Origin of the sequence: Streptomyces sp. 71268 (assembly GCF_029392895.1) — a bacterium.
Taxonomy (GTDB): Bacteria; Actinomycetota; Actinomycetes; order Streptomycetales; family Streptomycetaceae; genus Streptomyces.
The window spans coordinates 5,966,859-5,981,602 of sequence record NZ_CP114200.1; the positions used below are offsets into that span (position 1 = coordinate 5,966,859).

The 14,744-nt window shown below is 72.7% G+C and carries 11 protein-coding genes and 2 tRNA genes; 11 read left to right on the forward strand and 2 right to left on the reverse strand.

What is annotated here, in order from left to right:
* Positions 1 to 4: 4 nt before the first annotated feature.
* From OYE22_RS23620 to OYE22_RS23630, 3 genes are all read left to right on the forward strand, one after another.
* Positions 5 to 490 (forward strand): ribose-5-phosphate isomerase, encoded by a 486-nt coding sequence (locus OYE22_RS23620; protein ID WP_277322271.1) that lies wholly within the window; start codon positions 5 to 7, stop codon positions 488 to 490.
* A gap of 180 nt (positions 491 to 670) precedes the next feature.
* Positions 671 to 1,516: a DNA-formamidopyrimidine glycosylase family protein gene (locus OYE22_RS23625; RefSeq protein WP_277322272.1), complete on the forward strand. Its 846-nt coding sequence runs from the start codon at positions 671 to 673 to the stop codon at positions 1,514 to 1,516.
* A gap of 263 nt (positions 1,517 to 1,779) precedes the next feature.
* Positions 1,780 to 2,919 carry a PP2C family protein-serine/threonine phosphatase gene (locus OYE22_RS23630; protein ID WP_277322273.1) on the forward strand — a complete coding sequence of 380 codons (1,140 nt, stop codon included), beginning with the start codon at positions 1,780 to 1,782 and terminating at the stop codon, positions 2,917 to 2,919.
* Between the two features lie 122 nt (positions 2,920 to 3,041).
* On the opposite strand, the gene OYE22_RS23635 is transcribed toward OYE22_RS23630, so the two are convergent.
* Positions 3,042 to 4,271 carry a cation:proton antiporter gene (locus tag OYE22_RS23635; RefSeq protein ID WP_277322274.1) on the reverse strand — a complete coding sequence of 410 codons (1,230 nt, stop codon included), beginning with the start codon at positions 4,269 to 4,271 and terminating at the stop codon, positions 3,042 to 3,044.
* 379 nt (positions 4,272 to 4,650) lie between these two features.
* Here OYE22_RS23635 and OYE22_RS23640 point away from each other — a divergent pair, with 379 nt between their 5' ends.
* From OYE22_RS23640 to OYE22_RS23655, 4 genes are all read left to right on the forward strand, one after another.
* Complete coding sequence (locus OYE22_RS23640) at positions 4,651 to 5,610, forward strand: ABC transporter ATP-binding protein (RefSeq protein ID WP_277322275.1); 960 nt, start codon at positions 4,651 to 4,653, stop codon at positions 5,608 to 5,610.
* Complete coding sequence (locus tag OYE22_RS23645) at positions 5,607 to 8,150, forward strand: FtsX-like permease family protein (protein WP_277322276.1); 2,544 nt, start codon at positions 5,607 to 5,609, stop codon at positions 8,148 to 8,150. Before OYE22_RS23640 ends, OYE22_RS23645 begins: the two co-directional genes overlap by 4 nt.
* A 101-nt stretch (positions 8,151 to 8,251) precedes the next feature.
* A complete protein-coding gene (locus OYE22_RS23650) occupies positions 8,252 to 8,797 on the forward strand; it encodes an HD domain-containing protein (RefSeq protein ID WP_348652239.1) in 546 nt (181 codons plus the stop codon).
* Positions 8,798 to 9,979: 1,182 nt separating this feature from the next.
* Complete coding sequence (locus OYE22_RS23655) at positions 9,980 to 10,174, forward strand: hypothetical protein (RefSeq protein ID WP_176166046.1); 195 nt, start codon at positions 9,980 to 9,982, stop codon at positions 10,172 to 10,174.
* Positions 10,175 to 10,721: 547 nt separating this feature from the next.
* On the opposite strand, the gene OYE22_RS23660 is transcribed toward OYE22_RS23655, so the two are convergent.
* A tRNA-Gly gene (locus OYE22_RS23660) sits at positions 10,722 to 10,795 on the reverse strand.
* A gap of 192 nt (positions 10,796 to 10,987) precedes the next feature.
* On the opposite strand from OYE22_RS23660, the gene OYE22_RS23665 reads away from it, so the two are divergent.
* The 4 genes from OYE22_RS23665 to OYE22_RS23680 all read left to right on the forward strand — a co-directional run bounded on the left by OYE22_RS23665 (position 10,988) and on the right by OYE22_RS23680 (position 14,717).
* Positions 10,988 to 11,064: transfer RNA gene (locus OYE22_RS23665), tRNA-Pro, on the forward strand.
* A gap of 375 nt (positions 11,065 to 11,439) precedes the next feature.
* On the forward strand, positions 11,440 to 12,894 hold the full coding sequence (tig, locus tag OYE22_RS23670; protein WP_277322277.1) for a trigger factor: 1,455 nt from the start codon (positions 11,440 to 11,442) through the stop codon (positions 12,892 to 12,894).
* A 492-nt stretch (positions 12,895 to 13,386) separates the two neighbouring features.
* Entirely contained in the window at positions 13,387 to 14,004 is a 618-nt protein-coding gene (locus OYE22_RS23675; RefSeq protein WP_269475461.1) for an ATP-dependent Clp protease proteolytic subunit, read from the forward strand.
* 47 nt (positions 14,005 to 14,051) lie between these two features.
* Positions 14,052 to 14,717 carry an ATP-dependent Clp protease proteolytic subunit gene (locus OYE22_RS23680; RefSeq protein ID WP_277324288.1) on the forward strand — a complete coding sequence of 222 codons (666 nt, stop codon included), beginning with the start codon at positions 14,052 to 14,054 and terminating at the stop codon, positions 14,715 to 14,717.
* The last annotated feature ends 27 nt before the right edge of the window (positions 14,718 to 14,744 follow it).

Here is a 14,744-nt window from a genome sequence, read left to right on the forward strand (position 1 = left end):
GCACATGCGCGTGTACCTCGGCTCCGACCATGCCGGCTATGAACTCAAGAACCACCTCGTGGAGTGGCTCACCGCGGCCGGCCACGAGCCCGTCGACTGCGGCCCGCACATCTACGACGCCCAGGACGACTACCCGCCGTTCTGCCTGCGCGCCGCCGAGCGCGTCGTCGCGGACGAGGGCAGCCTCGGCATCGTGATCGGCGGCTCCGGCAACGGCGAGCAGATCGCCGCGAACAAGGTCAAGGGCGCGCGCGCCGCGCTGGCCTGGAGCGAGGAGACCGCCCGCCTCGGCCGCGAGCACAACAACGCCAACGTGCTCAGCGTCGGCGCCCGGATGCACACCCTGGACGAGGCCACCAGCTTCGTCGCGGCCTTCCTGGACACGCCGTACTCGGGCGAGGAGCGGCACACCCGCCGCATCGACATGCTCTCGTCGTACGAGCTGACCGGCACCCTGCCCGCCATCCCGGCCCACCACCCGCAGCCCTGAGGCGCGGCGGGTCGTAGCGCCCCGCGCCCGGCCCGGCGACGCACCGCCCCGCCCGGCCGGCCGCGGGGCGCCCACCCCATCCCGATCCGCGGGGCCCCGCACCCGGCCCCCGACCAAGCGCGGCCCGGGCCGGACGGCGAAGCGCCGCCACCGGCCCGCGGCAGCCGGAGGAACCCAGCCGTGCCTGAGGGGCATACGATCCACCGCCTCGCGGCGGACTACCGGGAGCGCTTCGCCGACCGACCGGTGCGGGCGAGCAGCCCACAGGGCAAGTTCGCCGACGGCGCCGCGCTCGTCGACGGCCAGCCGCTGACCGCCGCCGACGCGCACGGCAAGCACCTCTTCCTCGGCTTCGCCGCCGCCGGCTGGGTCCACATCCACCTCGGCCTCTTCGGCAAGCTCACCTTCGGCCCGGCCCCCGCGCCGCCACCCACCGACACCGTGCGGCTGCGCCTGGCCAACCCCGACGCGTACGCGGACCTGCGCGGGCCCACCACCTGCGCGCTGATCACCGACGCGGAGAAGCAGGCGATACACGAGCGCCTTGGCCCCGACCCGCTGCGGGCGCGCGGGCCGGCCGACCGGCCGGTGGCGGCGGACCCGAGCGGGGACGGCGAGGTCGCCTGGCGGCGGATCTCCCGCAGTCGGTCCACGGTCGCCGCGCTGCTGATGGACCAGAAGGTCGTCGCCGGGGTGGGCAACGTGTACCGGGCCGAGGTGCTCTTCCGACACGGCATCGACCCGTACCGCGCCGGCCGTGATCTGACGCGGTCGCAATGGGACGCCATCTGGGCCGACTTGGTCTACCTCATGCGCGAAGGCGTCCGGAACAACCGCATCGACACGGTGCGACCCGAGCACCTCCCCGAGGCCATGGGGCGTCCGCCGCGCGTGGACGACCACGGGGGAGAGGTGTACGTGTACCGCAGGGCCAGGCAGTCCTGCCACATTTGTGGCGGCGAGATCCGCACCGCCGAACTCGCCGCCCGCAACCTCTTCTGGTGCCCGGGGTGCCAGCCCCGCTAGCGCCCGCCGGGCCCGACGCGCCGCCGCCCGCCCCGCGTCGGGTGCCGCCCGCGCGCGGGTGCGCGGCCCCGTGGGCCCGGTGGTGATCTTCGCGACGTACCCGCACAGGCGATCGCATTTCGCTTAGGATTTCCTTCTCGGCCAGCGGCCCGAGGCGCGCCATCCGTGGTCGCGCCGGGGGCGACCATGCGAAGCGTCGGATTCAGCGTCGGAGTCGGAGAAACGTGCGGAGCATGGTGGAGGGTGGATAAGGTCCCGATGCGATGAAGACCGGAGGTGTGGAGTCCGCGACGGCCCGGATGCGCAAGGCGCTACACCGGGCGCGCACCAGCGTGCGCAAGGCCGGAGTGGACTACTTCCGCGGCGACGGCTCCGACTGGCTGGCCCTGGCCGTCCTGCTCGCGGCCGTACCGGCCATCGCGGCCAGCACCATCGCCCAACCCGACTGGTGCGACCCCTCCGTACTGGTCCTGCCGATCGTCGCCGGCGGCCTGCTGCTGCGCCCGGCCAGCCTGCTCGCGCTGTACGCCGCCTCGGCCACCGCGCTGATCATCGAGGCCGCGGTCCTTGAGCCGTACGTCGGTGGCGAGGACCGGGTGACCCCCGGCACCATCCTGGTCGTCGCGGCGGTGGGCTTCTTCGGGCTGGTGATCGCGCAGTTCCGCAGCCGGGTCGGGGTGCCCTGGCGCGGCGGCGGAACCATGCTCTTCGACCTGCGCGAACGCATCCGGGTGCAGAGCAAGCTGCCGACGCTGCCGCGCGGTTGGCACCGTGAGATGTCGCTGCGCCCGGCCGGTGGCCAGTCCTTCTCGGGCGACTTCGTCGTCGCGGCCCGCACGAACGGCGGGCGCAGCCTCGAAGTGGTGCTGACCGACGTCTCCGGCAAGGGCATGGACGCGGCGTCGCGGGCGCTGCTGCTGTCCGGCGCGTTCGGCGGGCTGCTCGGCTCGCTGCCGCCGCACGGCTTCCTGCCCGCCGCCAACGGCTACCTGCTGCGCCAGGACTGGGACGAGGGCTTCGCGACCTCCATCCACCTGGTGCTCGACCTGGACAGCGGGGACTACGAGCTGTACTCGGCCGGCCATCCGCCCGCGCTGCAACTGAACGCGGGCTCCGGACGCTGGGACGAGATGGCGGCCGAGGGCCCGCTGCTCGGCGTGTACGACGGGGCGACGTTCGACCCGATCAAGGGCAGCCTGCGCCCGGGCGACGTGCTCATGCTCTTCACCGACGGCCTGGTGGAGACCTCCGAGCGGGACATCTCCGACGGCATCGACCGGCTGACCGGCGAGGCGGACCGCTACGTGGCCAGCGGCTTCCAGGGCGCGGCCTGGCACCTGATCGAGTCGGTGGCCAAGGACGTCAACGACGACCGGGCGCTGCTCCTGATCTGCCGCGAGTAGCCGAGCCACGCGGCGCCGGTGAGCTGCGGGAGGCCGGTGAGCTGCGAGAGGTCGGGGAACGACGAGGGGCCGGGCGCGTGCGGTACGCGCCCGGCCCCTCGTGCCGGCTCGGCCGGCGCCGCTCAGCCGGGGTCGGTGCCCTTGTCGCGACCGGCCCCGCCCGAGCCGCCGACCGCGCTGCCCTGGAGCGCGGCCTGCCCCGGCCCCTCCGCGTCTCGGCCGCCCGGGAGGAAGCGGGCCAGCCAGTGCGAGCTGCCGGCCGCCAGCGGGCTGAGCACCGCGAGGATCAGCACGTAACCGGCGATGAACGGGGACAGCCGCTCGTCGAGCCCCGCGCCCGCCGCCATGGTGGCCAGGATCAGCGCGAACTCGCCACGGGCCAGCAGCGCGGTAGCGATGTTCGCCGCCGGGCCGGCGCCGAAGCCGTAGAGCCGCGCGGCCACGAGCCCGGCGAACACGTTCATCACGATCGTCAGCGTCACCGCGATCAGCACCGGGACCAGCACCGTCGGCAGGTCGCCGGGGTCGATGGACAGGCCGAAGGCGAAGAAGAAGATCGCGCCGAAGGCGTCGCGCAGCGGGTGCACCAGCTTCCGGATGCGGTTGCCGGAGGTGGTGCTGCCCAGCATCAGGCCGACCATGAACGCGCCGATCGCGTCCGCGACCCCGAACCACTCGGAGACCCCCGCCACGAAGACGGCCGCGCCGAGGAAGGAGATGACCAGCAGCTCGTTGTCGCGGGTGGAGATCAGCTTGTCGATGACGCCGATGCCCCAGCGGGCGATCGCCGCGAGCAGCAGCAGGAAGCCGAACGCCTTGCCCGCGTCCCCGGCGGCGGCCGACATGCTGTCCGCGCCGGAGATCACCGGCTGGAGGGCCGCCAAGTACAGGGCCAGGAAGATGTCCTCGACGACGATGATGCCGAGGATGGGTTTGGTCTCCGGGTTGCCGATCCGCCCGAGGTCCACCAGGACCTTGGTGACGATCGCCGACGACGAGATGCCCAGCACCCCGGCCAGGACCAGCGCCTCGGACGTGCCCCAGCCGACCAGGAAGCCGAAGGCGAGGCCGGCGCCCACGTTGAGCGCGAGGTACGAGCCGCCCGCGAGCGCCATCTTGCGCCCGCCGGCCTTGAGGTCGTCCATGTGGAACTCGAGGCCGAGGTAGAACAGCAGCAGTACCAGGCCGAGCGCGGAGAGCATCTCCAGCTCGTGCGGGTCGTCGACCAGCACGAAGCCCGGAGTGTTCGGCCCGAGCAGGATGCCGGCCAGGATGAACAGGGGGATGGTGGGCAGCCCGATCCGCGCACCTAGGCGGGCGAGCACGGCGGCGGCGAGAAACGCCCCGCCCATCGCGATGAGGGTGTCCGCGTGTCCGATGGCTCCTCCAGAGGTTGGCCCGACGGTGAGGTCAAGGGGGAGTCAAGAAGTCGTATGTAATTAGTTTACCAAACGACTTTTCGGCGCCCGGGTCGACCCGGAAGGCTTCCCTCCGCAACGCGCGCCCAGCAGGCGTACGCCCCGGACGGAAGCCACCCGGCGGCCCAGCACCCGCACCGGCCATCGGGTTTTCCCCACCATGCATCCGCCAGCAACCGCCATGGTCGCGACGCGCCTTCACTCCGTACGTTCGAGGTGCTGAAAGACCACGTGAGGCGCAGACCGACGGCGCCCACGCCAGCGCACCGACGGCGCTCCACCGCGCCACGACCAGCGAAGGACGGAACAGGCGATGGGGCTGCGGAACAGGCGTCGCACCAAGCGGACCGAGGGGCACGCCACACCCGGGCCGGCCGGCACCGGGCACCCCACGGGCGACCCGTACGGCCCCGGACCCGGCGGCCCGTACGGCGCGCCGGCGCGGCCCCGGACCGCGACGCCGGCCGACGGGCCGCCACCGTACCCGCCCGGCGCCCCGGGCGGCGAGTGGGCCATCGAACTGCGCGGCGTGCGCCGGCAGTACGGGCGCGGCTCGGGCGCCGTGCACGCGCTGCGCGGCATCGACCTCGCCCTGCCCCGTGGCAGCTTCACCGCCGTCATGGGCCCCTCCGGCTCGGGCAAGTCCACCTTCCTGCAGTGCGCCGCCGGGCTCGACCGGCCCACCGCCGGCTCCGTGCGGCTCGGCGGCACCGAGATCACCGAGATGAACGAGAACAAGCTCACAGCGCTGCGCCGCAGCCGCCTCGGCTTCGTCTTCCAGGCGTTCAACCTGCTGCCCTCGCTGACCGTCGAGCACAACGTGCTGCTCCCGATGCGGCTCGCGGGACGCCGCCCGGACCGGAAGGCCGCCGCCCGGGTGCTCGCCCAGGTCGGCCTCGAGGCGCACGCCGGACGCCGCCCGGGCCAGCTCTCCGGCGGCCAGCAGCAGCGGGTCGCCATCGCCCGCGCCCTGGTCACCCAGCCCGACGTGGTCTTCGCCGACGAGCCCACCGGCGCCCTGGACACCGGCACCGCCGCCGAGGTGCTCGCCCTGCTCCGGCAGGCCGTCGACACCCTGTCCGCCACCGTCGTCATGGTCACCCACGACCCGACCGCCGCCAGCTACGCCGACCGGGTGCTGTTCCTGGCCGACGGCGCCATCGCCGACCAGCTCGCCCGACCCACCGCCGACCAGGTCGCCGCGCGCATGACCGCCCTCACCGCCCGCACCCGCCCCGCCGCGCACCACCCGATGGCGGGTGCGGCGGCATGACCGGGCGCTCCCTGACCAACGGCCTGGCCCGCGCGGCCGTCCGCTTCAAGCCCGCCGCGTTCGCCGGCACCTTCGTGGCGCTGATGATGGCCGCGCTCATCGTCTCCGCCTGCGGCATCCTGCTGGAGAGCGGCGTACGCGCCTCCGCGCCGCCCCAGCGCTACGCCGACGTGCCCGTGGTCGCCGCGGCCGACCAGCACGCGCGCCTCACCGACGGGGGCGGCGACGACGGCGACGACGGAAGCGAGCTGGTGCCCGACGCGGCCCGCCTCGACGCCGCCCTCGTCAGCGAGATCGCCGCGGCCCCCGGCGTCGCCACCGCCATCCCCGACGTCAGCTACCCCCTGCGCACCAGCACGGGTGCCGTCACCGCCCACGGCTGGGGCTCCACCGCCTTCACCGGCGGCGACCTCGCCCAGGGCGCCGCGCCGCGCACCGCGCACGAGGTCGTGCTCGACCAGGCCACCGCCCGCGCCCTGCGCGCCAGCGTCGGCGACCACGTCACCCTCACCGCCGCGGACGGCGCGCACCGCTTCGAGGTCTCCGGCATCGCCAAGCCCGCGACCCGCGCCGCCCTGCGGGCGCCCACCGCCTGGCTCACCGACCAGCGGGCCGTCGCCCTCTCCGGGCACCCCGGCAAGATCGACGCGGTGGCCGTGCTCGCCGCCCCCGGCACCTCGACCGCCGACCTCGCCGACCAGGTCAGGCAGGCCGTGGCCGGCAAGGCGAAGGTGCACACCGGCGACGACCGGGGCGGCGTCGAGGAGCCCGGCGTCGCCGAGGCCAAGGAGGTCCTGATGGGCCTCGGCGGCAGCTTCGGCGGCGTCGCCACCATGGTCGCCGTCTTCACCGCGGCCGGCACGGTCACCCTCTGCGTCGGCCAGCGCTCCCGCGAGTTCGCCCTGCTGCGCGCCATCGGCGCCACCCCGCGCCAACTCCGCCGCTCCATCGCCACCGAGGCCCTGCTGATCGCGCCGGTCGCCGGCGCCGTCGGCTGCCTGCCCGGCATCGCCCTGGCCCACTGGTGGTTCGGCCAACTCCAGGACAAGGGCGCCATACCCGAGCCTGTGCGCCTGCACGTCTCCTGGATACCGCTCGTCAGCGCGGTCGGCGCGGGCCTGCTCGCCGCTGTACTCGCCGGGCTGCTCGCCGCCCGCCGCCCGGCCAGGATCAAGCCCGGCCAGGCGCTCAGCGAGGCCGCCGTCGAACGCTTCAGGCCCGGCGTCATCCGTACGGTGCTGGGCGTCGGCGCCCTGGTCGGCGGAGTCGTGCTGGCGCGCGTCGCGGCGGGGGAGAGCGGCGACGACGCGGCCAACCTCGCGCTCGGCGTCGTGATGCTCTTCATGCTCGCCGTCAGCCTGCTCGGCCCGGTCATCGCCCGCCTCTGCGCCTGGCTGATCGGCCTGCCGCTGCGCGCCGGCGGCGCCTCCGCCGGCCTGGCCGCCGCCAACACCCGGGCCAACTCGCGCCGACTGGCCTCCGCCATCACTCCGATCGTGCTGGCCATGGCCTTCTCCTCGACCCTCGTCTTCCTGCACACCAGCGAGGACCACGCCCGGAGCGAGCAGCGCCGCGCGGGCATCGTCGCCGACCACATCGTCTCCGCCCCCGACGGCCTGCCCGCCGACACCGCCGCCCGCGCCGCCCGCACCCCGGGCGTGCGGACCGCCGTCGGTCTGTTGCGCGCCGGCGTGCTTGTCCCGACCGGCTCCGGCGAGACCCGCATGCTGACCAGCGCCGCGGCCCAGGGCGTCTCGGCCACCGGCGACGCGCTGCGTACCGTGCAGGACCTGGACGTACGCACCGGCGACCAGTCCGCCATCGGCCGCCCCGGCACCGTCGCCGTGGACGCGCTGCTCGCCGACGCGGCCGACGTCGAGGTCGGCGACCGGCTCCAGATCGTGCTGCCCGACGGCTCGGCCGCGAGGCCCGAGGTCGTCGCCGTCTACGGCCGTGGCCTCGGCGTCGCCCAACTCACCCTGCCCCGCGCCGCGCTGGCCCCGCACGTGACCGCCGCCTACGACACGGACGTCTTCGTCCAGCGGGCCCCGGGCAGCGACCCGGACCGGGTCGCCGCCGCGCTGGCCCCGCTCGGCACCGTCACCGACCGCGACGGGTACGCCGAGGCACAGGACAAGGACCGCGAGATCAACGTCTGGGCCAACACCACCATGGCCGCCGTACTCGGCGGGTTCGCCGCCGTGGCCGCCGCCAACACCCTGGTCATGACCGTCCTCGACCGCCGCCGAGAGCTGAGCACGCTACGCCTGATCGGCTCCACGAGACGCCAGGTGCTCGGCATGATCCGCTGGGAGGCGCTGCTCGTGGGCGCCGCGGGCGTCGCCATCGGGACCGCCATCGCGCTGATCACGCTGAATCCCATGACGCGCGGCATCACCGGCGCCAGCCCGTACGTCCCCCCGGGTCTGTACGCGGCGTTCGCCGGCGCCGCGCTCCTGGTCGGCCTGCTGTCCAGCACACTCCCGGCCCGGCTCGCGCTGCGCCGAACGAGCATGGTCGGCGCTGGCGAGAAGCAGTGACCACCCGCCCGGCGCCCGCCCGGAAGGTGTGACCGGCGAGAGTGGGTACCCGAACCGCCGTCACAGATCACAGGTCACAGGTCACGGAGTGAGGACACGAGATGTCGCTGCTGACACTGGAGGAAGTCGAGGCGCTCGCCCGTAGGGCACACGCGGGCCAGACCGACAAGGCCGGCATCCCGTACGTGGAGCACCTGGCCGCCGTCGCCCACGGGGTCCGCGAGCGCGGCGGCGACGACGAGCAGATCGCGGCGGCCTGGCTGCACGACGCCCTCGAGGACGGCGTCGTGCCCGACGGCTGGCTGGCCACCGCCCCGCTGACGCCACACACCAAGGAGCTGATCGACGCGATGACCAAGCGTCAGGGCGAGCCCCTCGAGGCGTACGCGGCCCGGCTGCGGGCCACCCCGGGCGCCGTGCTCATCAAGGCGGCCGACGTGGCCCACAACGCGGACCCGGCCCGACTGGCCCGGCTCGACCCCGCGACCCGGGAGCGGCTGAGCGCGAAGTACGCCCGCACCCGACAACTCCTCGGACTGCCGGACACCGAGAACCGGCCGGACACCGAGAACCGGCCGGACACCGAGAACCGACCGGACACCGTGGATCGGCCGCACAGCGAGGACCGGCCGGCGGCCGAGGGCTGACCGGGCGGCGGCGCCGGGCCCATCGCGCTCCGGGCCCCGGCGCCCGGGCCTATCGCGCCCGAGCATGCCGAGCCCGGCGCCCGGGGCCACCGCGCCCCGGGCCCACGGCGCCCGGGGCGCGCGACCGTCGCCGGGCGCCCCCTGGGCACCGCGTCGCTTCAGCCACCCGCGCGCGGTGGCCGCCGACGGGTCTCGGCCGGGCCGGCGCGGAACCCCCACGCCATCGTCGGTTCCATCGCAAAGCGGAACGCCCATCGCACCAGGGGCGTGCGCGACGCCGCGACCACCAGCCCGACCACCACCGTCACCACCACCTCACCCAGCGGCGGCCCCCGCGGCCACGGACGGGCCTCCGCCCACCCGCCGAAGAGCGCGCCTTGGCGAGGAAGCAGACCACCAGCACCGCCGGGCACCCGAACAGACCGAGCGTCAGCCCCGGCCTGGTCCTCGGCGCCGCGCCCAACTCCTGGACGCTGTCGCTGCGGTAGAGCCGGCCGGCCGCACCTGTGGGTGCGCCCCGTCAGGGCTGGCGGACCGCGCTCTCACCGGGGGAGGCGGGGGTGGTGGTGCCGAACATCTGAGGCGCCATAGTGGCCACCCCAGGAATGGGTAAAACTTTGCTAGAAATTTCCACTGCGCATTGTTCGCACGCGTACCAGTCCCGCTTCGGCCCCGGCGGGGCGCCAACCGAGCGCGCGTGGGTGGTCTCTCCGAGCGAGCATGGGCAGGGCAACTCGCCCTGTGGCGCGCGGCATTGGCCCTCTTGGCGAGGGTTGTCCAACGCTGGCGGAAGAGGCGGGAATTTCAACGCTTACGGGCAGTTTGTCCGCAGATTCATGGCGCGTTGAAGATATGCAGAATTCCCGTTAGCAATGTCGTTGTAAGGGGCACCAGGGTAGGAGATCCGGCCGAATTTATGCGGTGTGTATCGGACACCCGAGCCGCGCCGAACCGCCCCGTACCCCCGAGATCCGGGCCTGCCATCACTCCCGGAGGCGATTCGGGCCCCCCGATCGAAGCCCGGAAGGGCCGTCCGAGCAGCATGCGCGGTTGGCCAATGATTCGTCACCTGGCTCCAACCATCACTCACTTGGTGGCACGATGGTTCAGGTGGGGGTGTGCGGGGCCGTGCTCCTCCCCGGGCCGGAGAGACGTGTTGCGACCGAGGGCGAGGGATCAGTCGTGGTTATTTCCCTGTCTGTTGTGCTGCTGGTTGGCATAATTTTGGCGTTTATCTTCAGGGCTGGGAAGATCAAGGCAGGGCCCATGCTCGTCGCCATGCTCTTCGGCTTCCTCCTCGCCTCGACCGATGCCTCCCCGGACATCCAGGAGTTCCTGGACAACGTGGCCGAGGGCATCAGCGACATCGAGTTCTAGCCGGCCTCCCGCGTCCGCCGTGTGCGCCCGCGAGGGCGTGACGCGGCGGAGCGTGCGGCCTGCTCTCCGTACGTCACCGGCGTACGTCACGGCGCGAGCGGGCCGCCCCCGCGTCCGGCGCCGGGCCGCGTACGCCGGTCGGCCGGGGAGGGCCGGGGTGTGTGGGAGTCTCCCCACGTCGCGCCCCCGGCACAAGGGTCAGTACACGAGCAACTGGCCACTCGTCTCTCAGGTGTCCCGATTCTTCGGTTTCGCGCCCGCCGGGCCGCGTCGTCACCTCGCGCACCGGGCATCCCCTCCCGCGGGCCCGCCGGTCCGCGGGCCGTCTCACGCCACGTCGCCGCGGTCGAGTCCCCCGCCCCGCGCGGCCCAAACACGGCGGAGCGCCAGCGCGGGCGCCGTGGCCCCCTCGCCGTACACCGTCCGCGCCGCCCGACATCCCCGGGGGTCGCGACCGCGCGCGAGCGGCCGGATGGTCCGAACAGCGGCTCGCAACGCCAACGGCCCGGCGGCGGAAGATCCGCACGCCGGGCCGTTGGGCAGGCAGTGGAGCGGGCGACGGGAATCGAACCCGCGTAGCCAGTTTGGAAGACTGGGGCTCTACCATTGAGCTACGCCCGCGCGCCACCGGTGAGGTGGGGCGATCGCCGTGGCGACCACCGAAAACACCGGCCCGTACGAGCCCTCGCGGGCCCGGCCGTGGCACGAGGTGCATCGTAGCGGGTCAGCCCCGCCCTGCGCACACTTCGCCTGATCGCCGGAATAAGTGGCAGCCGACAGTCCGATCGGCATGTACCCTACGTGTCGCACCGGCGGGGTGTGGCGCAGCTTGGTAGCGCGTCCGCTTTGGGAGCGGAAGGTCGTCGGTTCGAATCCGGCCACCCCGACCAGCATCACCTCGAACGCCGCCCAGGCCACGGTCCGGGCGGCGTGTCGTTCGTACGGCGCAGCCCGTCGGCGCCGTTCCGCCCCGTTTCGCCGTGGGTCCGACCGGGTCTCGGGCGGCGGCTGTGAACGGGCATGATCCCGTTAGGGGGCGGCTCTCGCTTGCGGTTACTATGCAAGCTGCGCGCCTGTGTCTGTGATGACGGGAATGGGCCCGCCCCTGGTATCCCCTGGTAACACGGCGGGCGCTTCGCCAAGGGGCGCGATCCGCAGCGTCGCTGCACCATCCACACGTCGCAGCACGCGCAGGCACGCACATGAAGAGCCACACTCAGAAGAACCAGAAGACCCCAAGAAGTCAGCCCCAAGGAGACCGAACCGTGAAGAGCGCCGTGGAGACCCTGAACCCGACTCGGGTTCGGCTCACTGTCGAGGTGCCCTTCGAGGAGCTCAAGCCCAGCCTCGACGCGGCGTACAAGAAGATCAACCAGCAGGTCACGGTGGCGGGCTTCCGCAAGGGCAAGATCCCGGCCCGGGTCATCGACCAGCGGTTCGGCCGTGGCGCCGTGCTGGAGGAGGCCGTCAACGACGCGCTCCCGAAGTTCTACACCGAGGCGGTCAACGAGGGTGAGCTGAACGTCCTCGGCCAGCCCGAGGTCGACATCACCGAGCTGAAGGACGGCGAGCTGCTGGCCTTCACCGCCGAGGTGGACGTCCGTCCCGAGGTCGAGATCCCGGACTACTCCGGCATCGAGGTCACCGTCGACGCGGTCGAGGTCTCCGACGAGGACGTCGACAAGTCGGTCGAGCAGCTCCGTGACCGCTTCGCCACCACCTCCGTGGTCGACCGCCCCGCCGCCGAGGGCGACACCCTCACGATCGACCTTGAGGCCAGGGTCGACGGCGAGGTGCTGGAGGACGGCGTCGCCTCGGGCGTCTCGTACACCATCGGCTCGGGCCAGCTCCTGGACGGCATCGACGAGGCCGTCACCGGCGTCTCCGCCGGCGGCTCCGCCACCTTCACCTCCGAACTCAAGGGCGGTTCCGCCGAGGGCAAGGAGGCCGAGGTCAAGGTCGAGGTCACCGAGGTCAAGTCCCGCGAACTGCCCGCGCTGGACGACGAGTTCGCGCAGCTGGCGAGCGAGTTCGACACGCTGGAGGAGCTGCGCGCCGACAGCCGCAAGCGCCTTGAGCAGATGAAGAAGTACGAGCAGGCCACCCAGGCCCAGGAGAAGGTGCTCGACGCCCTCCTGGAGCTGGCCGAGATCCCGATCCCGGAGAAGCTCCTCCAGGACGAGATCGAGACCCGCAAGCACAACCTGGTCAACCACCAGCTCGGTCAGATGGGCCTCGACCTCAAGAAGTACCTGGAGATCCAGGGCAAGACCGAGGAAGAGTTCGAGACCGAGACCAAGGAGCAGGCGGAGAAGGGCATCAAGACCCAGTTCCTCCTGGACGAGCTGGTCAGCAAGGAGGAGCTGCAGGTCGGCCAGGAAGAGCTGACCGAGCACCTGATGCGCCGCGCGCAGTCCTCCGGCATGAGCCCCGACCAGTTCGCGCAGGCCGTGGTCGAGGGTGGCCAGGTGCCGATGCTCGTCGGCGAGGTCGCCCGCGGTAAGGCGCTCGCGGTCGTGGTCGAGGCCGCCAAGGTCACCGACACCAACGGCGAGGTCGTCGACCTGGACGACGAGGACGAGACCGCCGAGACCGTCGAGGCCGGTGGCGAGGAGGCGGCCGAGGGCGCCGACGCGCCGGAGGCCAAGGCCGACGAGGCCGCCGACGCGAAGGCCGCGGAGAAGGCTGACGAGAAGGCCGAGGAGAAGACCGAGGGCTGAGCCCCGGCCTGATCCCGGCGCGGGACACCACGGCACGGGTCCGGACGCACACGCGTCCGGACCCGTGTCCGTCCCCCCGCCCGCCCGGGCCGGCGCGTGCCGACCCGTGGTCGAAAGGCCGGGACCCCCTGCGCACACCCGTACGACCGCGTCGCACCGGGGCCACGGCCCGGTGCCGGAAGGCGGCCGGGCGGGGCTGTGCGGCCGTCCGCCGGCCCGGCGGGGCCCGTTCGCCTTTGCCGGCCGGCACACGGGTCGACCGGCGCTCCACCGGGCGCACAGCGCCCCGGAGCCTGCGCTCACAGCGAACAGTTCCGGATGCGGGATGGCGTTGTCCGACCTGCGCGTTAGGGTCCGTAGATACGAGGGCGGGGGTGGCGCTCCGGGAAGCCTCCGGAGCGTGAGGGGCGGGCTCCAGGCGCCGCTTGACCCCTGTCCGCACGAAGACGCTGAGACGGCTCGCGGCCGTCGAATCAACGAGCAGGTGGATACGTGACGAATCTGATGCCTTCCGCCGCCGGCGAGCCGACCGTCGGTGGCGGCCTCGGCGACCAGGTCTACAACCGGTTGCTCGGGGAGCGGATCATCTTCCTCGGCCAGCCGGTCGACGACGACATCGCCAACAAGATCACCGCGCAGCTGCTCCTGCTCGCCGCGGACCCTGACAAGGACATCAACCTCTACATCAACAGCCCGGGCGGCTCCATCTCGGCCGGCATGGCGATCTACGACACCATGCAGTTCATCCCGAACGACGTGGTCACCATCGCCATGGGCCTCGCCGCCTCGATGGGTCAGTTCCTGCTCAGCGCGGGCACCCCGGGCAAGCGGTTCGCGCTGCCGAACGCCGAGATCCTGATCCACCAGCCCTCCGCCGGCCTGGCGGGCTCGGCCTCCGACATCAAGATCCACGCCGAGCGGCTGCTGCACACGAAGAAGCGGATGGCGGAGCTGACCGCCTTCCACACCGGCCAGACCGTCGAGCAGATCACCCGCGACTCCGACCGCGACCGCTGGTTCTCCGCCGAGGAGGCCAAGGAGTACGGCCTGATCGACGACGTCATGGCCTCCGCCGCGAGCGTTCCGGGCGGCGGCGGGACCGGGGCCTGAGCGGCACCCGAGCGTCCACTTCCAGCCCACCGAACGCCATCAGGATGGTGAACACGCAGATGAACAACAACGCCGGTAGCGGTCTGTACCAGGGCCCGGTCGCCGAGTCCCGGTACGTCGTCCCGCGCTTCGTGGAGCGCACCTCGCAGGGCGTGCGCGAGTACGACCCGTACGCCAAGCTCTTCGAAGAGCGGGTCATCTTCCTCGGCGTCCAGATCGACGACGCCTCCGCGAACGACGTCATGGCGCAGTTGCTGTGCCTGGAGTCGATGGACCCCGACCGCGACATCTCGATCTACATCAACTCGCCCGGCGGCTCGTTCACCGCGCTGACGGCTATCTACGACACGATGCAGTTCGTCAAGCCCGACATCCAGACGGTGTGCATGGGACAGGCGGCGTCCGCCGCGGCCGTGCTGCTCGCGGCCGGCACGCCCGGCAAGCGGATGGCGCTGCCCAACGCCCGCGTCCTGATCCACCAGCCGTACAGCGAGACCGGCCGTGGCCAGGTCTCCGACCTGGAGATCGCGGCCAACGAGATCCTGCGGATGCGTTCGCAGCTCGAGGAGATGCTGGCCAAGCACTCCACGACGCCGATCGAGAAGATCCGCGACGACATCGAGCGCGACAAGATCCTCACCGCTGAGGAGTCGCTGGCGTACGGTCTGGTGGACCAGATCGTCTCGACCCGCAAGAGTTCCGTTTCGGTTTGATCCCGCCGCGTCGGGAGCGGTCCCCCT